This window comes from Pseudoxanthomonas koreensis (assembly GCF_041890415.1).
Lineage (GTDB): Bacteria > Pseudomonadota > Gammaproteobacteria > Xanthomonadales > Xanthomonadaceae > Pseudoxanthomonas > Pseudoxanthomonas koreensis_A.
In genome coordinates this window covers 1103661-1127356 of the sequence record NZ_CP169056.1, presented here as the reverse complement: position 1 = coordinate 1127356, position 23696 = coordinate 1103661, and the positions used below count along the sequence as shown (strand labels likewise).

Sequence of the window (23696 nt, the reverse complement as noted above, 5' to 3'; positions counted from 1 at the left end):
GCGCGCCGGCGCACGGGCATCCGGGCGTGTCCGGCCAGCGCCTCACCAGTCGCTGAACTCCGGCAACAGCCCGTGCAGTTCGGCATCGCTCAGGTTGCGCCACTGCCCCGGCTTGAGTGCACCGAGCGAGATGTTGTCGATGCGCACCCGCCGCAACTGGGTCACCCGGTAGCCGAAGGCCGCGGCCATCAGCCGGATCTGCCGGTTCAGGCCCTGCTGCAGGATGATCCGGAAGCCGAACCTTGCAATGCGCGCGGTGCGGCACGGCAGGGTCATCTGCCCATGGACCGGCACGCCACGCGCCATGCCGCGCAGGAATTCGTCGGTGACCGGCTTGTTCACCGCGACCAGGTATTCCTTCTGGTGGCCGCTTTCGGCGCGCAGGATGCGGTTGACGATGTCGCCGTTGCTGGTCAGCAGGATCAGCCCTTCGGAGTCCTTGTCCAGCCGCCCCACCGGGAAGATGCGCTGCTCGTGGCCGACGAAATCGACGATGTTGCCCTTGACGTCCTGCTCGGTGGTGCAGGTCACGCCCACCGGCTTGTTGAGCGCGATGTACACGTGGCGGCGGCGGCCGGGACGGGCCGTGCGTGCACGCAGCGGCTGCCCGTCCACGAGCACCACGTCGTCCTCGCCCACTTCCGCGCCGGTACCGGCCGGCTGGCCGTTGACGCTGACCCGGCGCGCGGCGATCAGGCGATCGGCCTCGCGACGCGAACAGAACCCGGTACCGGCGATGTGCTTGTTGAGGCGGGTGGTCATGCACCATTCTCGGCGCCGGGTGGCCCTGCGGCAACGACCCGGTCGCGGCCGCCGCGCTTGGCCTGGTACATCGCAGCGTCGGCGCGGGCCAGCAGCGCGTCGGGGCCGGCATCGTGCGGGTGCAGGGTGGCCACGCCGATGCTGATCGTCGCGGTCAGCCCGGGCAGGCCGAGCCGGGCCACCGCCAGCGGCACCTGGGCGCGCACCGCCTCCATCCGTTCCATCGACGCGGCGGTGTCCACCCCGGGCAGCATCATCAGGAACTCCTCGCCGCCGATGCGCGCCGCGTCGGCGGCATCCCGCACCCCGGCCGACAGGGTCTGTGCCACCGCCACCAGCACCTGGTCGCCAACCGAATGGCCGTAGACATCGTTGATGGCCTTGAACCGGTCGATATCCAGGAACGCCACCGTGAGCGCGCCGCCGTGCGTGGTCGCATGCTCGACATGGGCCGCCAGGCGCGCGCGCCCGGCACGGCGGTTGGCCAGCCCGGTCAATGCGTCGGTATCGACCAGCGCCTGCATCTCGTCGCGTTGCCGGCGCAGGCTCCCCAGGCGCAGGTTCAGGGCATAGGCGCTCATGATCAGGAACCAGGTGATCGACAACTGGATCATTTCCACCCGGAATGCGACCAGGTAGCGGCTGTCGGCGATTTCCAGGGCCGACATCACCAGGAACGGCGCGATCGCGAGCAGCCCCACCAGCGCATTGGCGCGCCGTTGCCGTGCCATGTACACGCCGACCAGGAACAGCACCACACTGGCCACCCGGAAGGCGATCTCCACGCCGTCGGCAAACATGCCCAGCAGGTGCAGCGGCAGCCACGCCGCGGCCGCCGCGCCCAGCAGCCAGAAGCCCGCCAGCGCCCGCAGCAGGTACACCCGCAACGCATGCGACCTGCTGCGCACGCCCGCCAGTTGCCACAGCACGTACAACAGCGCGCTCAGCCCCATGCAGGTGAATGCCAGCAGCCAGCGCGAGGCGTGTTCGTCCACCGGCAGCCACGGCACCGGATAGCCGCTGAGCCCGCTGAGCACGGCCTGCCACAGCATCACCAGCACGCACAGCACGGCGTGGCCCAGGAACACGCGGTCGCGCGCGCTCAGGAAGCCCATCAACGCGGCAAACGCCAGTGCGTTGGCCACCGACAGGCTGGCGATGCGCACCATCAGGCGCGCGGTGTCCATCTGGTGCACCTGGCTGGGTGCGCCAACCCGCACCGTCGGCACCCAGTGCGCCTGCAGCGGCGCGGCCCAGGCCACCCGGATCGGCTGCATGTCACCTGCCGGCGGCACCAGCACCATGCCCACGCCCGCAAGGAAGCGGGTATCGAGGGTGCGCGCATCATGCAGGCGGCCGCAGATCGCCTGTTCGCCATGGCCGACCATCACCTCGCCGGCGAACACGTTGAACACTTCCACCGCCTGCGGCACGCCGGGCCATCCCCCCGGCGGCGGCGGCACCTCTGCGTGCTGGTCCAGCCGCGCAAGCATCTCCGGCTCACAGGCCCTGCTCGGTGCCGGTCCGGTCGCCGGAGCACCGGCCATCAGGTAGCGCGGGGCCTGCTGCGCGCCGGCAGGGCTTGCCTGGACCGGCAGCACCCACGCCCCTGCCAGCAGCAGCAGCGCCACGTGCATGCACCACCGGCGTGCACCGGCGACGCGGCGCGACGTGATTCCCATCTGCATTCCCCAGCGGCCTCCCCGGCCGCCCGTACATGATATCGGCCGGCCGCTGCATGAGCGCAGGCCGGAACACCCCGGGACAGGGGCGGCAACGCGGAAACGTTCATCCAGCAGCGCGGTGCGGCAATGCCCGCAGCGCGCGCGATACGGTCAGCCGCCCGGCTTCGGCGGGCCCTTGCGATGGGGCTTGGCCGGCGCCCGTGCGGGCTTGCCCGCAGGCCGCGCGGAATTGGCGCGCGCTGCGTGCGGGCGCGCACGTGGACGCGGCTCGACCGCCTCGCCGGGCGCGTGGCTGCCGTCCCAGCGGCTGATCCGCAGCTGCTGGCCGACGACCCAGGACTTGCGCAGGTGGGCCATGATCTCCGGCGGCATGCCCTCGGGCAGGTCGAGGATCGAATGGTCCTCGTGGATGTCGATGCGGCCGATGAAGCGGCTTTCCAGCCCGGCCTCGTTGGCGATGGCGCCCACGATATTTCCCGGCTTGACGCCATGCACATGGCCGACTTCGACCCGGTAGGCCTCCATGCCCGTATCGGGCGCAGCGCGCGGCGGCTTGGCCTGGCGCGGCGGGCGCGGGGCGTGGCCTTCGTCGCCGCTGGGGTGACGCGGCGGGCGCGGCGCGTGCGCACGGCCGGGGGCATCGGTGGCCGCAAACGGACGCAGCTCGCGCTCGTGGCGTGCGGTCCGTTCGCGCGGGGCCGGCTCGTCACGCGCGTCCAGCAGCAGTGGCGTATCGCCCTGCAGCAGCCGCGCCAGTGCCGCGGCGATCTCGGTGGCGCCGACATCGTGCTCGCCGGCATAGCGCGCGACCAGCTCGTGGTAGGGCTCCAGCCCGCCGGTTTCCAGCGCGCCGGAAATCTTCTCGAAGAAACGCGCGACGCGGCGGTCGTTGACCGCGGCCACGCTGGGCAGGCGCATCTCCTCGATCGGCTGCCGGGTGGCGCGCTCGATCGCACGCAGCATGCCCTTCTCGCGCGGGGTGACGAACAGGATCGCCTCGCCGTTGCGCCCGGCGCGGCCGGTGCGGCCGATGCGGTGCACGTAGCTTTCGGTGTCGTAGGGGATGTCGTAGTTGAGCACGTGGCTGATGCGCTCCACGTCCAACCCGCGCGCGGCCACGTCGGTGGCCACCAGCACGTCCAGACGCCCGTCCTTGAGCTGGGCGATGGTGCGCTCGCGCTGTTGCTGCTGCATGTCGCCGTTGATCGCGGCAGCGGCCACGCCGCGCGCCTGCAGCTTGCTGGCCAGTTCCTCGGTGGCGGCCTTGGTGCGGGCGAACACGATCATCGCGTCGAACGGCTCGGCTTCCAGGATCCGGGTCAGCGCGTCGAGCTTGTGCAGGCCGCTGACAAACCAGTACCGCTGGCGGATGTTGGCCGCGGTGGTGGTTTTTGCCGCGATCGTGACCTCGACCGGGTCGCGCAGGTAGGTCTGCGCGATGCGCCGGATCTGCGCGGGCATGGTGGCCGAGAACAGCGCCACCTGGCGCGTGGGCGGGGTCTTCTTCAACACCGTCTCGACATCGTCGATGAAGCCCATGCGCAGCATTTCGTCGGCCTCGTCCAGGACCAGGCACTTGAGCTGCGACAGGTCCAGGGTGCCGCGCTCGAGGTGGTCGATCACCCGCCCCGGGGTCCCCACCACCACGTGCACGCCGCGGCGCAGCGCGTGCAACTGCGGGCCATAGCCCTGGCCGCCGTAGATCGGCAGGACCTGGAAGCCCGGGGTGCGCGCAGCGTAGGTCTGGAACGCCTCGGCCACCTGGATGGCCAGCTCGCGGGTGGGCGCCAGCACCAGCGCCTGCGGCTTCTGCTGCGAGGGCTCCAGCCGGGTCAGGATCGGCAGCGCGAAGGCAGCGGTCTTGCCGGTGCCGGTCTGGGCGGTGCCCAGCACGTCGCGGCCGGACAGCAGCGCCGGGATGGTGGCCGACTGGATCGGCGATGGCGATTCGTAGCCGACCGCGGACAGGGCGGCAAGCAACGTCTCTGGCAGGCCGAGTTCGCCGAAAGTCGGCGCGGCAGGGGATTCGGGGGTTGGGGCAGACATCCGGGCTCCGGCGGCAGCGCCAGGACGGCGCGGCGGGTATGCGAAAGGCGCCATTGTGCGCTGCCGGGCGGGGCTTTGTCGCGTCCGGGGCGGTGCGGACCACTGCAAGCATTCAGCGCCGACCGGACCGGCCGGCGCCGGCGGGGACGCGGCATGTGCGCCGGCAGGCCGCTGCGGCGCGGGATCAGCCGCCCGGACGCAGCAGTGCCGGATCGCCTGCGGTGGCCGCCGGAACGGCTGCGGCAGCGGGCTGGACGGCGGCCTCCTCGACCACCGCTTCGGCCGCGTCCGCCGGCACCTCGGCCAGCGCATTGAACTCGGCCAGGGGACTTTCCGCCGGACAGTCCTCGTCCGGAAAACCAAAGCCACGGCGCAGTTCCAGGCCGCAGCTGTTGAGTGCGTGGAGTTCGCTCTCGTCGCGGCAACGCTCGTGGAATGCACGCACCCAAGCATCGCGCCGGTGCATGAAGTCGTCACCGCACTTGTCCAGCAGGCGCACCCGGTCCAGGTCGTCCTGCGCGGCGTTGTTGCCGTCCAGGCCATACACGCGCAGTTCGTCGGTGGTGAGCAGGCGCAGGCTGCGGTTGGGCACGGTCTTCATCACGTCGGCCAGCAGCGGCGATGCACCGTTGCGCTCCAGGTAGGCGCGCACGGTGGCGTACACGGCCTGCAGCTCGGTGTTCAGCTCCTCGCGGTTGGTCGCGGTGGAACTGAGCCGGATGATCCGGTGGATGCCCACCCGCCCGGCCAGCATGCGGCTGTCGCCGCCGGCCAGGACGAACACGCAGGCGCTGTGGCACAGCGAGTCCTCGCGTACCCACAGGGTCCAGTGGTGGCGGCCGATCCAGTCTCCGGCGCGGATCGCATCCTCGACCTGGCCGCCGGTGGAATCCAGGTCCAGTACCCGATTGCCGATGCCCAGGGCGTCGGCTACCCGGGTCACCCGCTCCACCAGGGTGGTGAAGTCGCTGGCGATCTTGCCGCGCCAGCGCAGGCGCAGGACATCGCCTTCCACGCACGGCTCCAGCAGCTGCCGCAGATTCTCGCGGGTGGGCGCGGGCAGCGGCTCGCCATCGCCGCGGCGGTAGTCCAGGGCGCAGTCGATCCACGCCTGGCCGGAGACCAGCTCCACCGGCGACCAGTCCGCCGCCTTTTCCTTGGGCGCAGGCACGGGCGCAGGCGCGGGAACGGACTCCTCCGGCATCGGCGCGCGGCTCACCGCACCACCCTCCTCCGGCGAGGCCACCGTCTGGGTCTCGACTTCGGGGGCGGGGGCTTGCTGTTGCCCGCCACACGCGCCCAGCAACAGCAGGCAGGTGATCAGGCAGCCGGCGCGAGCGCCATGGAAACGATGCAGGAAGGAAGGTGGCGGCACGGACAGGTTACGGGGGAGCGGAAGACGCACAGTCTAGGCGCTGCCCCGGCGGCGCGGACAACCGGCGATGAACGTGGTGGCGGCTCAGGACAGCAGCGGCCACAGCACCAGCGCCAGGCCGGCCATCGCCAGCGTCCATGCCAGCGAACGCAGGTAACGCACGCCGGACAGGTACAGCGGCACGTAGGCCAGGCGCGACCAGAAATAGAGCTGCACGCCCAGTGCGGTGTACGCATCGGTGCGCTCGCTCCAGGCCACCGCCAGCACCGCGGCGGCAAAGAACGGGAACGTCTCCAGGAAATTGTGCTGGGCCCGCTGTGCGCGCCCGGCCAGCGGAGGCAACGGCCCGGCCTCGCCGTCACGCGGACCGACATCCCAGGCCAGGCCACGCTGCCGCGTGATCAGGGCGCTGGCCAACAACAGTTGCGCGAAGCCGAGCACGATGGCCCAGGCCAGGTACCGGATCTCGATCTCCACGATGCTTCTCCATGCGCGCTGGCCGACGTGCAGCAAGCCTAGCAGCCCCCGCTGGCATGCCGGGATGGCGCAAGCGCACCGCGCTTGCCGCACCGCGCGCCGGCACCGGGCCGACCAGCGACGCAGCGCTCAGCGTCGCGGCGGCGGTGGTGGCGGTGGCTGTGGGTTAGCCCGCGTCGACTCGGCCTCGGCGCGCTGGCGCTCCAGGTCCTCGCGCTGGCGCTCGTAGGCCAGGCGGCGTTGTTCGAAGTCCAGGCGCAGGCGCTCGGCCTCGGCGGGGGATGCATGCGCGCGGCGGCGGTCGGTACGGGCGCGATCTGCTTGCATGCGCTGGCGGTTGGAATCGATGGCCACCGCGATCCGGTCGCGCTCTGCGCGGCCAACCGCCTCGGCCCGGTTGGATTCGGCGTCATCGGCCAGTGCGCGTTGTCGCTGGTAGGTGCTGCGCGCGTCGCTGCCGGTCGTCGCCGGCCCGGTGCCGTAGCGGTTGGGCCGCACCGACTGCGCCAATGCCGCGGCACTGGCCAGCATGGTGGCCGCCAGCAGCAGCACCGCCAGGCCGGCCCGTGTGGTGACTGCCATGACCTTGTGCTCCATGTGCATGACCTGCCCCGGGTTATAGCGCGGACACAGCGCGCAGGGCGTGACACCAGCCGGCCGCTTCAGCTGATCGTCAGCCCCTGCATACATGTCCGAAAACGGCCAGTCGCGGCCGGGCCGCGGTGCTAGCCTGCATCCATGACCTCCCCACCCATCCCCACCCTGCCCGACCAGCACGCCTGCGAGCGCGCAAGGCTGAGCCGGGATCCGCGCTTCGACGGGGTGTTCTTCACTGCCGTGCGCAGCACCGGCATCTACTGCCGGCCCGTCTGCCCCGCACCACCGCCCCGGCGCGAGAACGTGGACTACTACCCCAGCGCCGCCGCGGCCGAGGCTGCGGGCTTCCGCCCCTGCCTGCGCTGCAGGCCGGAACTGGCGCCGGCCGAAGGCACCTGGCGCCGCAGCGACGAGACCGTGGCCCGCGCCCTGAAGCTGATCGACCACGGTTTTCTTGCCGAACACCGGCTGGCCGACCTGGCCACGCGCCTGCACCTGGGCGAGCGCCAGTTGCGCCGCCTGTTCGTGCAGCGCCTGGGTGCGGCCCCGGCGGGGGTGCACGGCACCCGCCGCCTGCTGTTTGCCAAGCAGTTGCTGACCGAGACCGCACTGCCCGTCACCGAAGTGGCGCAGGCCGCCGGCTTTGCCAGCCTGCGCCGCTTCAACGCCGCCTTCCTCGATGCCTACCGCATGCCGCCGCGCGACCTGCGCCGGCGCGCGCGCGAACCGGCGCACGCAGGCGATGTCGCCCATGACCGTCCACTTGTCCTGAAACTCGGGTATCGGCCGCCGTACGACCTGGCGGCGATGCTGGATTTCCTGCGTGACCGCGCCCTGCCCGGGGTGGAGGTGGTGGATGCGCGCAGCTATGCACGCGCGATCGGCAGTGCTGACGCCCCCGCGTGGCTGCAGGTCTGCGCATGGCCCGCAGGACGCGATGGCGCCACCCATGCGCTGCGGCTGGCGCTGCATGGCGTGGCACCTGCGCAGTTGGCTGCAACGGTGCAGCGGGTGCGGCGCATGTTCGACCTGGATGCCGACCCGCACGCGATCGCGGCCGCGCTTTCGGCCGATCCCCGCCTGCGCCCGCTGCTGCGCCAGCGCCCGGGCCTGCGCCTGCCCAGCGGCTGGGATGGTTTCGAAATCGCCGCGCGTGCGGTGATCGGCCAGCAGGTCAGCGTGGCCGCCGCACGCACCGTGGCCACCAGGCTGGTGCAGCGCCATGGGCAGGCGGTGGACATCGCCGGTGCGCCCGGCCTGTCGCACCTGTTCCCCACGCCGGCCACGCTGGCCCACGGCGACCTGCACGGCCTGGGCCTGACCGGTGCGCGTGCCGACACCCTGCGCGGCGTGGCCGCGGCCTTGCTGGACGAACGGGTCGACTTCCGCGCCGACCGCACCCTGGAGGATTTCACCGCCGCCTGGACCGCGTTGCCCGGGATCGGCCCGTGGACCGCGCACTACCTGGCCTTGCGCGCGCTCGGCCATCCCGATGCGTTCCCGGCCGAGGATCTGGTGCTGCAGAAGATTGCCGGAGGTGACGGCCAGCGGCTGGGAACGCGGGCACTGCGCGACCGTGCCCAGGCATGGCGACCCTGGCGTGGCTACGCCGTCATCCACCTGTGGCGCGACGCCATCGCGCGCGCCGCCTCCGCCAGAGCATCCCGATGAACGCACCCAGGAACGCACCCAGGGGAGCACGCCGATGACCATCTACTACCGTGACATCGACAGCCCGGTCGGCACCCTGACCATCGCAACCGGCGACGCCGGCCTGCATGCGATCGAGTTTCCGGCTGATCGCTGGTTCCTGCCTCGCGATGGCTGGCAGCGCGGCGACCACCCGCTGCTGGACCGGGCCCGCGCGCAACTGGACGACTACTTTGCCGGGCGCCGGCGCGTGTTCGACCTGCCGCTGGCTCCGCAGGGCACGCCGTTCCAGCGCCAGGTGTGGTTCGCGCTGGCCACCATTGCCTTCGGCCGCACGGTCAGCTACGCGCAACTGGCCGCGCAACTGGGCCGGCCCACCGCAACCCGCGCGGTCGGCGCGGCCAATGGCCGCAACCCGCTGCCCATCGTCCTGCCCTGTCATCGGGTGATCGGCGCCAATGGCGCACTCACCGGCTTCAGCGGCGGCCTGCCGACCAAGCGCTTTTTGCTGGAACTGGAAGGGGCGCTGCCGCGCACGGGGCCCGCGCCGGACCTGTTTGAGTGAGCCGCAAAGGCATCGCCCGAGAGGCGATGCTGCAGCGTCAGCCCGCGTCCAGTGCCTGCCGCAGCGGTGCCAGGAACGCGCCGGCGCGGCGCGCGGCCTCGGCGGCATCAGCCGCGCCATCCATCGCCGAGACCAGTGCGCTGCCGACCACCACGCCATCGGCATCGCACGCCATCGCCGCGGCGCTGGCTGCATCCTTGATCCCGAACCCGGCCACCACCGGCACCCTGGCCTGCGCGCGCAGCGCCTGCAGGTGCTTGCCGGCCTCGCCCGCATCCAGCCGGTCGGCGCCGGTCACACCGGCATAGCTGACGTAGTACAGGTACCCCTGCGCGCTGGCGCACAGCATCGCCGCGCGCTCCGGCGGCGTGGTCGGCGAGGCCAGCATCACCAGGGCCAGCCCGGCGCGGCCGAACGGCTCCAGGAAATCGGCCGCCTCTTCCGGCGGCAGGTCCACCAGCAACACGCCGTCGATGCCGGCGGCCACCGCGTCGGCGGCATACGCCGCGGCGCCACGGATCTCCACCGGGTTGAGATAGCCCATCAGCACCACCGGGGTGTGGGCATCGCGTTCGCGGAAGCGGCGCACGCATTCGCGCACGTAGGCGCTGTCGGCACCGCGGGCCAGCGCGCGCTCGGAGCTGCGCTGGATCACCGGGCCGTCGGCCATCGGGTCGGAGAACGGCACGCCCAGCTCGATGCAGTCCGCACCGGCCTCCACCAGCGCGTGCATCACCGGCACGGTGGCCTCCAGCGAGGGATCACCGGAGGTGATGAAGGGGATCAGCGCCTTGCGGCCCTGCGCGCGCAACTGCGCAAACTTGTTTTCGATACGGCTCATGGCGGGCATCCGGTCCTGGTCGGGGGTCACAGCTCGATCCCTTCGCGCGCGGCGATGGTGTGCACGTCCTTGTCGCCACGGCCGGACAGGTTGCACAGCACCAGCGCGTCTTTGGGCAGCTCGCGCGCCAGCTTGATCGCCTGGGCCACCGCATGGCTGGACTCCAGCGCCGGCAGGATGCCCTCGCTGCGGGTGAGGCGATGGAAGGCGGCCAGCGCCTCCTCGTCGGTGACGCCCACGTACTGCGCGCGGCCGGTGTCCTTGAGGAAGGCGTGCTCGGGGCCGACGCCCGGGTAGTCCAGGCCGGCGGAGATCGAGTGGGTCTCGGTGATCTGGCCGTCGTCGTCGCAGATCACGTAGGTGCGGTTGCCGTGCAGCACGCCCACCCGGCCGGCCGACAGCGAGGAGGCGTGGCGACCGGTGTCGATGCCCTCGCCGGCCGCCTCGGCGCCGACGATGCGCACGCCGGCGTCGTTGAGGAAGGCATGGAACAGGCCGATGGCATTGCTGCCACCACCCACGCAGGCGGTGATCGCATCGGGCAGGCGGCCGTATTCGGCCAGCATCTGGGCGCGGGCCTCGCGCCCGACCACCGCGTTGAAGTCGCGCACCATGCGCGGGTACGGCTCAGGCCCGGCCACGGTGCCGATGATGTAGAAGGTGTCCTGCACATTGGTCACCCAGTCGCGCATGGCTTCGTTGAGCGCGTCCTTGAGCGTGGCCGAACCGCTGCTCACCGGCACCACGGTCGCGCCCAGCAGCTTCATCCGGTAGACGTTGATCTTCTGCCGCTCGATGTCGGTGGCGCCCATGTACACCACGCATTCCAGGCCCAGGCGCGTGGCCACGGTGGCGCTGGCCACGCCGTGCTGGCCGGCGCCGGTCTCGGCGATGATCCGCTTCTTGCCCATGCGCGACGCCAGCAGCGCCTGGCCGATGGTGTTGTTGATCTTGTGCGCGCCGGTGTGGTTGAGGTCCTCGCGCTTGAGCAGGATCTGCGCGCCACCCACGTCGCGGCTGAGGCGTTCGGCGTGGTAGATCGGGCTGGGCCGGCCGACGTAGTGCTTGAAGTCCTTCTCGAACGCGGCAATGAATTCCGGGTCCACCCGCGCCGCGTCGTAGGCGGCGGTCAGCTCCTGCAGCGGGCCGATCAGGGTCTCGGCGACGAAGCGTCCGCCGTGGCGGCCGAAGTGGCCATTGGCATCGGGAAAGGCGTGGAAATCGGCGGGAGCATTCATGGCGGATCCATCAGGGCACGGTGGCAGGCCCTCAGCCTAGCGCACAGATGCCTGCGTGTTTAATCGACAATACCTGCCGTTCGTGTGATAAAAACTCACACATGCCCCGGTCGCTGCCACCGCTGAACGCCTTGCGCGCCTTCGAGGCCGCTGCCCGCCTGGGCAGCATCAGCCGCGCCGCCGGGGAATTGCATGTCACCCACGGCGCAGTCAGCCGCCAGGTGCGCGCATTGGAGGACGCGCTGGGCGCGCCCTTGTTCGAACGCGAGGGCCGCGGCCTGGCCCTGACCGCTGCCGGCCTGCGCCTGCGCGACGCCGCCGGCGATGCCTTCGCCGGCCTGCAGGCAACCTGGAGCGCCCTGCGCCGCGACGGCCGCTCCACCGCGCTGGTCCTGGGCTGCCCCGGCAGCCTGCTGGCGCGCTGGGTGATTCCGCGCCTGGAACGGCTGGCCATCGACCTGCCGGACCTGAAGCTGCACCTGTCCGCACAGGAAGGCGGCTTCGACGCCGCCCTCGCCGGCCTGGACGCGGCGCTGCTGCTGGGCGAGGCACCGTGGCCGGCCGACTGGCAGGTGCACGCGCTGGCACCGGAACGCATCGGCCCGGTACTCAGCCCGCGCCATGCGCGCTTCGACGCCCTGCGCGATGCCCCAGCGGCCGCACTGCTGCAAGAACCGCTGCTGCACACCGCCTCGCGCCCACAGGCCTGGCCGCGCTGGTTCGCCGCGCAGGGGCTGGATGCCGACAGCCTGCGCCAGGGCACCGGCTTCGACCACCTCACCTACCTGCTGGAAGCAGCCGCCGCCGGCCTGGGCGTGGCCATCGCCCCACGCGAGCTGGTGCAGGCCGACCTGGACACCGGCCGGCTGGTCGCACCGTGGGGATTCGCCGATACCGGCGGCCAATGGGCGCTGTGCACGGTGCGCGGCAACAGCGATCCGCGCATCGCCGCGCTGGCCGGGTGGATGCGGGGCGAGCTGGGAGCCTGAGCACGACCCGCCGGACTCGCACCCTCAAGCGACATCGCGGACCAGCACCGCAACGCGGCCAGCCCGACACCTGCCCACACGCATCCGCAACCGTCGCCGATGGCTCCCGACATCATTCGACCGTGACCGACCGCGACGCCAGTGGGCGCATCCGCGCATCCAGGTAGTCGACACGGAACATGCCCGGCGCAAGGAACAGCACGCATCGTTCCTCGCCCTCATCGAGCACGCAACTGTCGGCGGGAATGCCCTCGTCCTCGGCGATGACGGTGGCCTGCACCAGGCAGGGCCGGGCGGCGCCGCATCCTTCCGCAGGCACCGGCATGCGGCGGCGCGCACCGTCCAGTTCCAGCCAGGAGGCCCCCTCCCCGTGCCTGCCGCCGGTACCCGGCACGAACACGATCAGATCATAGGCCGTTGAGCCATAGAACCTACCGGACGCATCGGACAGCACATAGGCCTGCGAGGGAAACCGGGGCGGGCCCGCCTCGGGAAAGCGGATGCCCTCCTTGCCCATGCCCAGCAGGCGCGTGGTGTCCACGGTCAACGGATCGATACCGGTCATTTCCCTGAACCGCTGCGCCATCATGGGGACGGGCCCGCCGCTCTTGGCCACGTGCCCGAATCCCGCGATCGCCAGGACCCTCGCGTCCGGGTCCTGGCGATAGATGCACGCCAGGTTGCCGGCCAGGCCCTGCTCGCGGCCTTCCATCGTGCCGCTGGTATCGCGGGTTTCGTAGGCGACGAGGCGAAAGCCCAGGCGCAGGGCTTCGCGCACGATTTCCCCGAACACCGGCTCACGCAGGTAAAAACCGCTGGCCCTCACCGGATAGCCGCGCGCGGGAAGCTCCCCATCGAACATCGCGGCATCGGAACAGGTGCCAGCCTCGCCGGGCACATCGGTGGTCAGGGCCTCGATGGCGAGGTACCCGAACCCCGCCTCGCGCAAGGGACGCAGCAACGTATGGAGCGCCGCCCGCGTGCGCGGCCGGGCATGGGACTCGTTGAGGAAGACCGCCTGCCGCCCGCGGGCCATCTCCACGATCAGCGGATTGGCATACGTGGCCTCGGTGTAGCCCAGCGACACGGGATCCTCCTGGTTCTCCCGGAGCGGGTACAGCCGCTCGGCCTCCTCGTAGTTGCCCACGAAGCTCGACAGCGTGGCGTAGTTCTGCCTGAACATGCCGGAAGCTCGCTCGGCATCGAAGCCGTAGGAGATCGCACGATGGCCCCGGAAGTACCGGTGCGCATCGGAAACCGACAAGTCCCGGATTGCGGGCAGCAGGCAGGATTCGTCCAGGCAAGTTTCCGCCGGTTCGGCCGGTGCCGCCCCTACCGTTGCTGGCACCATCGCCACCAGGAGGCACGACAGGAATCGGCGGCTCACTTCGCCGGCCTCCGCAGGCCGGGCACCAGGAACGGATAGGGCGCGCAGAAACCTCTCTTGGCGCCTTCGATCCGGCTTCTGCGCCACTCCAGTTCCTGCCTGACCGGCATGATCCGTCCTCCCCCATAGCTTTCTATCAATGCCTTCTTCCGCTTCCGCGCGTTCATGCTTCCTCCAGGAGCGCCTCGACGATGCGCTCGGTGATCGGGAATCCAGTAAGCATCTCTATGAAGCTCCATTGCCCGGCCGGATTGACCTCCAGGAAATAGAGCTTGCCGTCCAGCCCCCGCACCAGGTCGACGGACGAATAGACCAGGCCCAGGCGCCGATTGATGTCCACCAACGCCTCCCGCTCGGCATCGGCGAGCTTCACCCGGTAGTAAGTCAGACCCACCTGGTTCCACAACCGGCTGTCCAGGGCGGTTGCCTCGTTCTTCGCCGAATCGATGGCGGCTGCGTAGACGCTTTCACCGACCACGACCACCCGCAGCTCGTGGTCCTTCTCGATGTATTCCTGCAGGAGCACGGGTGCGGCCAGGCGCCCATCCAGCCCGGGGCCGTCGTCGCGGAAGTACTCGGTCTTGATCTGCCGCGGGCCGGTCTCGCGATAGCCGCCCTGGGATATCCCCTTGATGATCCGTCGGCCGTCGTGGGCGAACGCCAGCACGTCCTGGCCCCGCGTCGCCACCATCTGCCGGGGCACGTCCATTCCGCATTGCACCGCGATCTGCGTCTGCACCAAGCGATTGCAGAAAACGCGATTGCCCAGAATCGGGTTCACCCATACGCGATCGCGCAGCATCCACCAAAGATACTCGTACGCATATATGGACTCATAGTGGACCAGATTGGCCGACGTCCCCGGGCGCGTGGTCAAACCGCCGAAGTAAGATGCGCCACGGCTCCATACCGACCTGATGCTGCCCAGGGGCAGCACCTCGCCGCGAGCGTCGATCATCTCCCCTGCGCAGTTCCCGCGATGGTCGCTCACCGCGAACCTGAAATCGAAGTTCCTGTCCTCCACCACGGGATCGATCCACAGATAGGGAACGCGCCGGTGCTGAAGGACCTGGGTCACCAGATACAGGTTGAGGTCGGAATCCTCCGACACCAGCGCCACAACCGGCCGGGTCACCACCTTCCGCGCTCCAGGTCGTAGCTGCAGTTCGCAGGCGCGCTGCCCAGCCGGTCCGGCCTGGAGCGCCGGGACAACGGATTCGGACAGGCATAGCGCAGTTCGCAGTCCCGGCACTTGTCCCGCCGGTCCTTGCCGACCTTCCAGTAGCCCAAGAGCCGCTCGTCCCGGAGCAAGTCATCCAGCCCCACGCCCGCTCCAGGCCGGCCGATAAAGAAGTCCATCTCGGACACGTCGGGGAACACGTTCCAGTCGCGGTCGAAATGGAGGCAGCCGTAGCATTCGGCGTACATCCCCAGCAGATGGTAGTAATCCGCACGGCACACCATCGCCGATGGCAACAACCCCGCGTCCCAGTCCCATACGGACCGTACACCGCCCTCATCCACTCCGATGGTGCCGTGTACCGGATCGCACGCCTCCGACACGAAAACCCGGCCGGGGTGCGGCAACCTCGACCGCAGGGCCTTGAATCGCCCGACCGCTTCGGATGCGCACCAAAGCTCGCAGATGCTGAATCGCGCATGCCTGAGACCGGATGCGACCACTGCCTCCAGTCCGCCTGCGGGATCACAGGAGCCACCCACCAGGAAAGCGAAGCTGCCCAGGCTGAAGCGACGGGAAGCGTCGGCGATGAAATTCAGGATCCGGCCGAAGTCTTCGGCGGTTGTTCCGCTCCCGATCTCGAACGACAGCGTGCGCAGCGGTGGGAACCTCGGCACCTTGCTGTCGAACGAATAGCGTTGCCCCCCGTTTCCCTGGCAGCGCTCCAGGAATCCCCTTTCGGCCAGGCGCCTGAGCAAGCTTTCCAGCACCGAGGCATCGTATTTCCCCGGGACATCCGCATGCCCGTCGACACCCTCCAGCACCTTCCCCAATCCGCTCGATACTCGCTGGATCCGGCCATCGAACAGGTCGTAGAGCGCGGAAGCGTGCGCACCATGTACCAGAACGACCTGGTTCCCAAGACGATATCCAGTAGATTCCATTCCGCCCCTCCGTAGACATGGCGATACAAAGGCGGAGGGGCAAGCCGCCCCTCCGCCGATCAACTCAGGGGTCGCAACTGGAACCGTCCCAGCCACTGTTGCCCGTCACCGTCAGGGTCAGCTGGTCGTCCCGGCACCGCACGCCGCCCGTCACCATCACTTCTTCATCCATCGACAGCTCTTCCATTGCTCCTTCATCCATCGACAGCTCTTCCATTGCTTCGCTCCTTCATGGTCGGCGCAGTTCCCCTGCACCCTCGGGCCCGGCCCATGGCCGAGAAAACGATGTCCGGAAGATTCATGGCCCATTCCGCATGGCTGGCCATCACCCTGTCCCCACGACCGATTCCTCTTCTGGCGCCTCTTGCGCGGCGCACGGCTGGAATTCCTGCACGATGCGCCCGCCGGCCATCACCAGCACCCGGTCGGCGCTGGCGATGGTCTCGGGACGGTGGGCCACGATCACCTTGGTCAGCGCCAGGCTCTTGACCGCGTCGTTGACCAGGCGCTCGTTGGCCATGTCCAGGTGGCTGGTAGCCTCGTCGAGGAACAGCAGCCTGGGCTGGCGGTACAGGGCGCGCGCCAGGATGATGCGTTGCTTTTGTCCGCCGGACAGCGAGCTGCCCATGTCGCCGATCAAGCCGTGGTAGCCCATCGGCATGGCAGCGATCTCATCGTGGATCGCCGCCAGGCGCGCGGCCGCCTCGATCCTCGCCTGGTCGCCATGCGGGTCGAAGAAGCTGATGTTGTCGGCGATGCTGCCGGCGAACAGCTGGTCGTCCTGCATCACCGCGCCCACGATGGCGCGCACGTTGCGAGGGCCCACCTTGTGCAGGTCGTAGCCGCCGATGCACAGGCGCCCTTGCGAGGGCTTCAGCAGCCCCAGCAACAGCTTGACCAACGTGGTCTTTCCGCATCCGGACGCGCCGATGATGGCCACCGACTCGCCCGGCTCGATGGTGAAGCTGCAATCCTGCAGCACCCATCGCTCGCCTTCGCCATAGCGGAACGACAACCCGTCGACCTCGATCCGGGTATCCGGCGGAGGCGGAAGTTCCGCCGGTCCCGAATCCTCCTCCGGCGGCGTCAGCACGATGTCGGCCAAGCGCTCGCCATGCAGGCGCAGCATGCGGAACTCCACCCACTTATCGATCAGCGCCGACACGCGCTCGGCGAACTGGTCCTTGTAGGCCAGGTAGGCGATCAGCATGCCCACCGAAAATACGTTCTGCAGGGCCAGGACCGTGCCGATCCAGATCACCGCGATCCGCTCGACGCCGAACACCAGTTGGCTGGCGCCGCTGAAGCCCAGGCCCATGTGGGCCAGGCCTACCTCCCGGTTCACCGTGTCCGTCATCAGGTTCTCGTAGGCTGAACGCCGCTGCGGCTCCTCCCCGGCCACCTTCAGGCTCTGCATGCCGCGCAGCGACTCCAGCAGGTGGGTATGCTGCCTGGCCGAGGCCACAAGCTGCTGCTCGGTGCGCTCTCGGAGCGGCCGGTAGGCTAGGCCCCTGATGCCCAGGTACAGCGCCACCGCCAGCAGCGTCACCAACGTCAGCTTCCAGCTGTACAGCAGCATCAGCCCGAGCGTGGCCACCGCCATCAGCCCATCGATGAGCGCTTCCACGAAGCTGGTGGTCAGCGTCTTCTGGATCGCCTGCACCGATGACATGCGCGAAGTGATGTCGCCCAGGTGCCGCTTCTCGAAGAAATCCAGCGGCAACCTCAGCGTATGCGCGAACACGTTGCCCATCCACTGCAGGCCCAGGCGGGAAGACAGGTATACGACCGACCAGCCCCGCAGCAGGCCAATGCCGACCTGCAGCAGCAGCACCAGCACGAAGCCCAGCCCCAGCACGGCGAGCAGGTCGCGGTCGGCGGAGACCAGCACCTGGTCCACCACCCATTGCATGAAGAACGGCGCCAGGATCACGAACACCTGCAGCGCGATCGAGAGCAGCAGTATCTGCCCGAGCGCGGGCCCCAGCCCGCGCACGCGACCGGCCAGTTGTCGGACCGATACCGCGGGCGAAGTCTTCCGCGGCCTGAAATCGGCGGCGGGCGTCAATTCCAGCGCCACGCCGGTGAAATGCTCGGACACCTTGTCGAGCGACAGCCTACGCTCGCCGGCGGCCGGATCGAGGATGGTGGCGGAGGATTTCCCGACCCTGGCCAGGACGACGAAATGGTTGAGATCCCAGTGCAGGATGCAGGGCAGCTTGAGCTGCCCGAGGTGCTCCATGTCCAGCCGCAACGGGCGCGTGGAGAACCCGAGTTTCTGCGCGACCTGGATCAGGCGGTCGAGCCTGGCCCCCTTCAGGGAATGCGGAAACCTGCAACGCATCTCCTGCAAGCCAAGCCGCATGCCATGCGCGCATGCCACCATGGCCAGCGAGGCCAGCCCGCACTCGGACATTTCGGACTGGATGATGGGCTTCACCGCCACAGCACGTTCACTCCATGATGGGGCAGAACCCGCGGAAACCCTGGTAGCCATGGGTACCTGCGCGCCTTTGGCTCCCGCACGTCTCCTGGCGGCCTGCACGGCGGAACCGGGACACGGCGGAGGATCCCCATGGGCGCTCAGCCATCGCCCACTCTTCCCTTGATCGAGTACAACGGCTCGAATATCCATTCGATCAACCGCCGCTTCTCGCCCATGACGTCCGCATCTAGCAGCGCGCCCGGCCTCAGCGGTTCCGCCTTCCCATAGGCGGTCACGGCCTGGCGCGCCAGCGCCACGGTGACGCGATAGAAGGGCTCACCCTGCTGCGCGCTTCCGGGCATCGCGCCCGGACCGCCCGGCTCCAATGCGCTCCGGCTGATCCGCACCACCGTCCCCGTGTGATGGCCGAACTTCTGGTACGGATACGCCTGGTAGCGCAGCATCACTCTGTCGCCTGGCTCGATGAAACCGATGGCGCGGCTCGGCACCAGCAACTCCGCCTCCAGCCCGCCATCCCCCGGCAATATGCTCAGCATCGGCTGTCCAGCCTGCACGGCCTGCCCGGGCTTGGCCAACTGCACCGATACGACCCCGTCGACCGGAGCGACCACCACCAGTTCCCCTCGCGCCCGCGTTTCCACCCTCTCCTGTTCGAGCACAGCCAGGTCGCGTGCGTAGGCGGCCTCGCCGCTATCGCGTTGCGTCGGCAGTTCGGCCAGCGCCTGGCGCAGTTGCGCGATCATGCGGCCCGTCGCGCTCGCCTGGCGCTGCAACGCCTGCGTCTCGCCCATCTGGGCCAGAGCCGCCGATTCCTGCTGCTTGATCTGCAGCAGACTGACGTAGCGCTCGTCCTGCAACTGCCGTAGGCGGTCCAGCGTTTCCTGGGCGATACGTATCTGTTCGCGCCGGGTGGCGATCTCGGCCTGGACCTGGACCAGTTCGCGCTCGGCCGTGGCCAATTGGCTACGCAGGCCCGCTTCCTGCGCGTCCCATTGCCCGCGCTGGGCGGCCTGTGCGGCCTGCAGGCTCTCGTGCCTGCGCTGCAGACGCCGCTCCAGGGCCGCCGAGGTGTCGCCGCTGTCCAGCGTGAACCGTGGCACGTTCACCACGGCCAGGATCTGCCCGGCACGGACGCGCTCGCCTTCGGGAACCTCGACCCGTTCCACCACGCCGGTGGCGGGCGCCAGCACGGTGGCCAATCCATAAGCTGGCACCAGTCGGCCCACGACGGTCGAACGCCGGGTATAGGTACCGAACACGAGGAACGCGACGACGAACGCCGCCGCGAACCCGGCCGACAGGACCAGCACCCACAGTCGCAACGGCTGAACCAGGGAGATCGAGCCGAGCCAGCTCGCACGCCGTGCTTCCAGCACTTCCGGACGGAACAACGTCTGTTTCATGCCTGGCCCGACACCGTACCCATCTCAGATATCACCCTTTTCGCTGGATGTTGCCCCCGACACCGCCCATCCGTGTCTGCGTCCTCGATGCAAGGCGCAGTGGCTTCGCGCAGGGCACGGGCGATATTCGATACGAAGGACGGGATCCGCAAGAGAGCTGGGATGCCCATCGGTGCCAAGGTCGCTTGCATCGCCTTGACTGCTCCGGGACCCATCGGTTTTTGTACCCGCGTGCAAACGAATCTGGACAAGTTCGCGCAAATATCGCTTGCATTCCCATACTTGCAGGGGATGGCGCGCAAAGTTAGCCTCACTAAGCCATCGGACAAGGAGATGTCGGGTGAATTACATAAAACTATCGACACGGATCCGTATCGCCCGCCAGCGGGCGCAACTCTCGCAAAAGGCATTGGCATCCCGGATAGGCGTCAGCCGCGGCGCAGTTGCCAATTGGGAATGCCCGCAGGGCGCTTCCCCCGCCACCTCGCGCTTGGAAGTGATCGCGCATGCTGCAGGCGTGTGCTTCGAATGGCTGGCCACGGGCCGTGGCCCGGTCGCCTATCGCAACGATCCCGACGACATCCCGGCCGTGGAGGCTGAATTGGTATACGACCCCGATGAAATGCGCCTGCTGGCCGCGTTCCGCGCGGCCGGTCGGCAAATGCAGCGCTTGCTGCTGAACATGGTGGAGGCGCAAAGCGCCTCCGGGGGACAGGGCAGGGCCTGACGGCTTCCCGAGTCTGCCCCGCGCGAAACGGCGCACCACGTCACCGGGCGCCCGTGAGCCGACCTGGGCCCGGCGCCCTCAATCCATCTCCGCGCAATCGGCCCTGCGCACCTCGGCCACGAAGCGGCGCATCTTCTCGCCGTCCTTGATGCCGGGCGCGGCCTCGATGCCGCTGGCCACGTCCACCGCCCATGGCAAGGTGGCCTGGATCGCGTCGTGGACATTGTCGGCAGTGATGCCGCCGGCCAGCACGAAGGGGCGATGCAGGCCGGTGGGGATGCGGCTCCAGTCGAAGGCGTGGCCGGTGCCGCCGGCGCCGCCGGTGCCGTGGCTGTCGAACAGGAACGCGGCCGCGTTGGGCCAGCGCTGCTGCAGGGTGCGCGCATCCCAGGTTTCGCCGCCGCCCATCGGCACGGCCTTCATGTACGGCACCCGGAATGCGCGGCAGAACGCGTCTTCCTCGTCGCCGTGGAACTGCAACACCGCCGGCCTGATCTGGCGCACCACCTCGCGCACCTCCTCGGCGGTGTTGTCGCGGAACAGCGCCACCGCGCCCACCATTGGTGCCAGTGCCATGCGCAATTGCCGGGCCATCAGCGGGCTGACCTGACGCGGGCTGCCGGCGGCGAAGACGAAGCCCACCGCGTCCACGCCCAGTTCGCCGGCCAGGCGCACATCGCCGGGGCGGGTCATGCCGCAGAACTTGATGCGGGTGCGATACAGGGTGCGGGTCACAGGGTCACCTCCGTGGGCAGGCCCCATTCTGGCGGATACAGCGGACGCAGGAACACCAGCCCCTGTGGCGGCGCGGTCGGCCCGGCCAGGGTGCGGTCGCGGCCGGCCAGCAGTTGCGCGATCCAGCCCTCGTCCTGCGCGCCGGCGCCGACTTCCAGCAGCGAGCCGACGATATTGCGCACCATGTGGTGAAGGAAGGCGTTGGCCTGGATCTCGACTTCCACCGTTTCGCCATCCCGGCGCACGACGATGTCCTGCAGGTTGCGGCGCGCATGCGGGGCCTGGCAATGCACGGTCCGGAACGCGTTGAAGTCATTCTCGCCCAGCAGCGCCTGGGCGGCGCGGTGCATCGCATCGGCATCCAGCGCACGCCGCTCCCAGGCCATGTGGTGGCGGTACAGCGCCGGCCGCACCAGGCGGTTGAGCAGGAGGTAGCGGTAGCGGCGTGCACGCGCGCAGAAGCGGGCGTGGAAATCGTCGGCTACCGGCACGCACCAGCGCACGCACACCGACGGCGGCAGGCGCCCGGTGGTGCCCAGGGTCCAGGCACGCGGGTCACGGGTGGCGGTGCTGTCGAAATGCACCACCTGGCATTGCGCGTGCACGCCGGCATCGGTGCGCCCGGCGCAGCTGACGGTGATGGCCTGGTCGGCCACCGCCGACAATGCGCGTTCAAGCGCTGCCTGTACGGTCGGGGGACCGGATGGCCCCAGGCCCTGCCATCCCTGGAAGCCGCCGCCGTCGTATTCCACGCCCAACGCGTAACGCATCGTCGGTCCCGGTGCGGGCCCTAGCCGATCTCGCGCAACAGTTGCGCTGCTTCGTCACGCGCGTCCGCGTCTTCGCCGGCAGCCACTTCGTGCAACAAGGTGCGTGCGGTTTCGGTGTCGCCCAGGTCCAGGTAGGCGATAGCCAGTTCCAGCCGCTCGCGGCCTGCCGGAGCGGGATTGAGCGGACCCAGTTCGACCGCCGCATCGGCGTCGTGCCAACCGGGGATGCGCAGCATTTCCTGCTCCGGTGCCGACGCGGCGGGAGCTGCGTCAGGCGCGTGCGGCGAATGCGCGTGGTCCTGTTGCGCGGACGCCGCGTCATCGGCATCGGCATCGGACGCGGCAGTGCCGGCAGGCGCAGGCATCGCCGCGGCAAGGGTGGCCGCGTCCCAGCCGGCCGCACGCCGGCCACCGGCGCTGGGAATGGGCAGCGGCTTGGGCCGCCGTGCCAGCCACCACACCACTGCGGTGACCACGATCAGCGCCAGCCCGCCCCACCACCACATCGGGTCCACCGCCGCGGTGCTGCTCCCCGCCTCCGTGGCGCCAGGCTGCTGCACCTGCGCCAGGCGCTGCTGTGCGGCGGCAAGCTCGCTGTCCTTGAGCTCGATCAGCTTCATCTGCTGCTGCTGCAGCTGTTCCAGTTCATCGACCCGGCTGCGCAGTTCCTGCAGTTCGGAGTCGCGCGCGGCCAGGTCTTCCTGGGCCTGGCGCAGGTGTTGGTTTGCCAGCATGTCGCCCTCACCACCGGCGCCAAGACCGGATTCAGTTGCCTGGGTACCGGCCGCGGCCACGGCCGGTGCGATTTCCAGCCGCGCACCGGTGCTGCCGGCGGTGGCCGGTGCAGCGGGAGGCGGGGCGGTGGCCGTGGACGTGCCGGGTGCGGCGGATGGGTCGGCCGGCTGCGGCACCGGACGCATCGCCTGGCGCCACTGCTCGGTCTGCTCGCGCACCAGTGCGTTGGCGCCGGCAACATCCAGCGGCGCGAAATCGTCGGCCGCCGGCATGCGCAGCACCGCGCCGCTGCGCAGGCGGTGGATGTTGCCACCGATGAACGCCTGCGGATTGGCCTGGAGCAGGGCCAGCATGGTCTGGTTGAGGGTGTAGCCGCCGCGGTCCATGGACACCGCCAGCTGCGACAGGGTCTGGCCACGCTCCACGCGTGCCAGCACCTCGCCGGCATCGACACTGTGCGCGGCACTGGCCGGTGCCGGGGCGGCGGGCACTGGCATTGGTGCCGGCATCGGTGCCGGCGGCGGTGCCGGGGGCGGCGGCTCGCTGGATTCGATGTCCGCAGGTGGCGCCGGGGCGTCGGCCACCGACTCGGGCATATCGTCCTCAACGGCCACCGGCGCGGACGGCAGCTCGTGGATGATGGTGTCCGATGGCAGCGCCTGCGGAGCGTCGACCTGCGCCGGCTCGATCGCCACCGCCGTCTGCGGGGCAGCCACCAGCGCGGAGTATTCGCGCACCAGCCGGCCCTGGCCCCAATCGACCTCGACGAGGAAGCCGACGGCCGGCACGGTCACCGGCGCGCGGCTGGTCACCCGCACCACCGCCCTGCCCTGGGCATCGGCGGTGATCTCGAACTGCAGGTCGCGCACCAGCCCGGCCGGCGGCTGCAGGCCGACCCGGGCGAAGGTTTCCGGCGAAGCCAGACGCGCGCGCGCGTTTTCCAGCTCGCCCGGCGCATTGGAAATGATCGGAATCTCGGCCAGCAGCGGCTGGCCGGGCGCAGAGAGCACCTTGATCTGGCCAAGGCCAAGCGCCATCGCGCTGCTGCTCAGCAGCAACAGCGCAATCGCCACCAGCCAGTGCCATGGACGCCTGGCGCCCCGTCCCCTTGATTCCATGCGGCGCACTATAGCGGGTCGGCCGC

At 69.7% G+C, this 23696-nt stretch carries 21 protein-coding genes; 4 read left to right on the top strand and 17 right to left on the bottom strand.

Translation table 11 applies throughout. The features are described from left to right. Positions 1–42: 42 nt before the first annotated feature. The 6 genes from ACEJ41_RS05195 to ACEJ41_RS05170 form a co-directional block, all read right to left on the bottom strand. Positions 43–762, bottom strand: coding sequence for a pseudouridine synthase (locus tag ACEJ41_RS05195; RefSeq protein ID WP_374013728.1), 720 nt, complete (start codon positions 760–762; stop codon positions 43–45). Then, positions 759–2444, bottom strand: a complete 1686-nt coding sequence (locus ACEJ41_RS05190) for a GGDEF domain-containing protein (RefSeq protein WP_374013727.1) — start codon at positions 2442–2444, stop codon at positions 759–761. Before ACEJ41_RS05190 ends, ACEJ41_RS05195 begins: the two co-directional genes overlap by 4 nt. Positions 2445–2597: 153 nt before the next feature. Further along, a complete protein-coding gene (locus ACEJ41_RS05185; RefSeq protein ID WP_374013725.1) occupies positions 2598–4493 on the bottom strand; it encodes a DEAD/DEAH box helicase in 1896 nt (631 codons plus the stop codon). A 184-nt stretch (positions 4494–4677) separates the two neighbouring features. Next, positions 4678–5868, bottom strand: a complete 1191-nt coding sequence (locus ACEJ41_RS05180) for a hypothetical protein (RefSeq protein WP_374013724.1) — start codon at positions 5866–5868, stop codon at positions 4678–4680. 84 nt (positions 5869–5952) lie between these two features. After that, on the bottom strand, positions 5953–6345 hold the full coding sequence (locus ACEJ41_RS05175; protein WP_374013723.1) for an MAPEG family protein: 393 nt from the start codon (positions 6343–6345) through the stop codon (positions 5953–5955). A gap of 129 nt (positions 6346–6474) precedes the next feature. Then, on the bottom strand, positions 6475–6927 hold the full coding sequence (locus ACEJ41_RS05170; RefSeq protein ID WP_374013722.1) for a hypothetical protein: 453 nt from the start codon (positions 6925–6927) through the stop codon (positions 6475–6477). Positions 6928–7083: 156 nt separating this feature from the next. Between ACEJ41_RS05170 and ACEJ41_RS05165 the strand changes: the two genes are divergently transcribed. Next, positions 7084–8613, top strand: a complete 1530-nt coding sequence (locus ACEJ41_RS05165) for a DNA-3-methyladenine glycosylase 2 family protein (RefSeq protein WP_374013721.1) — start codon at positions 7084–7086, stop codon at positions 8611–8613. Between the two features lie 34 nt (positions 8614–8647). After that, complete coding sequence (locus tag ACEJ41_RS05160) at positions 8648–9157, top strand: methylated-DNA--[protein]-cysteine S-methyltransferase (protein WP_374013720.1); 510 nt, start codon at positions 8648–8650, stop codon at positions 9155–9157. 37 nt (positions 9158–9194) lie between these two features. On the opposite strand, the gene trpA is transcribed toward ACEJ41_RS05160, so the two are convergent. After that, complete coding sequence (gene trpA / locus ACEJ41_RS05155; protein ID WP_374013719.1) at positions 9195–9998, bottom strand: tryptophan synthase subunit alpha; 804 nt, start codon at positions 9996–9998, stop codon at positions 9195–9197. Between the two features lie 26 nt (positions 9999–10024). Continuing rightward, positions 10025–11236, bottom strand: a complete 1212-nt coding sequence (gene trpB / locus ACEJ41_RS05150) for a tryptophan synthase subunit beta (RefSeq protein ID WP_374013718.1) — start codon at positions 11234–11236, stop codon at positions 10025–10027. A gap of 101 nt (positions 11237–11337) precedes the next feature. Here trpB and ACEJ41_RS05145 point away from each other — a divergent pair, with 101 nt between their 5' ends. Then, entirely contained in the window at positions 11338–12225 is an 888-nt protein-coding gene (locus tag ACEJ41_RS05145) for a LysR family transcriptional regulator (protein WP_374013717.1), read from the top strand. A gap of 112 nt (positions 12226–12337) precedes the next feature. Here ACEJ41_RS05145 and ACEJ41_RS05140 read toward each other — a convergent pair whose 3' ends face one another. The 6 genes from ACEJ41_RS05140 to ACEJ41_RS05115 form a co-directional block, all read right to left on the bottom strand. Beyond that, a complete protein-coding gene (locus ACEJ41_RS05140) occupies positions 12338–13612 on the bottom strand; it encodes a hypothetical protein (RefSeq protein WP_374013716.1) in 1275 nt (424 codons plus the stop codon). 163 nt (positions 13613–13775) lie between these two features. Beyond that, positions 13776–14747 (bottom strand): hypothetical protein, encoded by a 972-nt coding sequence (locus ACEJ41_RS05135; RefSeq protein WP_374013715.1) that lies wholly within the window; start codon positions 14745–14747, stop codon positions 13776–13778. After that, on the bottom strand, positions 14744–15736 hold the full coding sequence (locus ACEJ41_RS05130) for a hypothetical protein (RefSeq protein ID WP_374013714.1): 993 nt from the start codon (positions 15734–15736) through the stop codon (positions 14744–14746). Before ACEJ41_RS05130 ends, ACEJ41_RS05135 begins: the two co-directional genes overlap by 4 nt. A gap of 64 nt (positions 15737–15800) precedes the next feature. Then, complete coding sequence (locus ACEJ41_RS05125) at positions 15801–15953, bottom strand: hypothetical protein (RefSeq protein ID WP_374013713.1); 153 nt, start codon at positions 15951–15953, stop codon at positions 15801–15803. A 108-nt stretch (positions 15954–16061) separates the two neighbouring features. Next, positions 16062–18176 (bottom strand): peptidase domain-containing ABC transporter, encoded by a 2115-nt coding sequence (locus ACEJ41_RS05120; protein ID WP_374013712.1) that lies wholly within the window; start codon positions 18174–18176, stop codon positions 16062–16064. 143 nt (positions 18177–18319) lie between these two features. Beyond that, entirely contained in the window at positions 18320–19585 is a 1266-nt protein-coding gene (locus ACEJ41_RS05115) for an HlyD family secretion protein (protein ID WP_374013711.1), read from the bottom strand. 340 nt (positions 19586–19925) lie between these two features. Here ACEJ41_RS05115 and ACEJ41_RS05110 point away from each other — a divergent pair, with 340 nt between their 5' ends. After that, complete coding sequence (locus ACEJ41_RS05110) at positions 19926–20312, top strand: helix-turn-helix transcriptional regulator (RefSeq protein ID WP_374013710.1); 387 nt, start codon at positions 19926–19928, stop codon at positions 20310–20312. Positions 20313–20390: 78 nt separating this feature from the next. Here ACEJ41_RS05110 and ACEJ41_RS05105 read toward each other — a convergent pair whose 3' ends face one another. From ACEJ41_RS05105 to ACEJ41_RS05095, 3 genes are read right to left on the bottom strand one after another with little or no spacing between them, the layout of a single operon-like run. After that, complete coding sequence (locus tag ACEJ41_RS05105) at positions 20391–21047, bottom strand: phosphoribosylanthranilate isomerase (RefSeq protein WP_374013709.1); 657 nt, start codon at positions 21045–21047, stop codon at positions 20391–20393. Beyond that, positions 21044–21817 carry a tRNA pseudouridine(38-40) synthase TruA gene (gene truA, locus ACEJ41_RS05100; RefSeq protein WP_374013708.1) on the bottom strand — a complete coding sequence of 258 codons (774 nt, stop codon included), beginning with the start codon at positions 21815–21817 and terminating at the stop codon, positions 21044–21046. Before truA ends, ACEJ41_RS05105 begins: the two co-directional genes overlap by 4 nt. A gap of 20 nt (positions 21818–21837) precedes the next feature. Further along, positions 21838–23670, bottom strand: a complete 1833-nt coding sequence (locus ACEJ41_RS05095) for a FimV/HubP family polar landmark protein (protein WP_374013707.1) — start codon at positions 23668–23670, stop codon at positions 21838–21840. Positions 23671–23696: the final 26 nt, after the last annotated feature.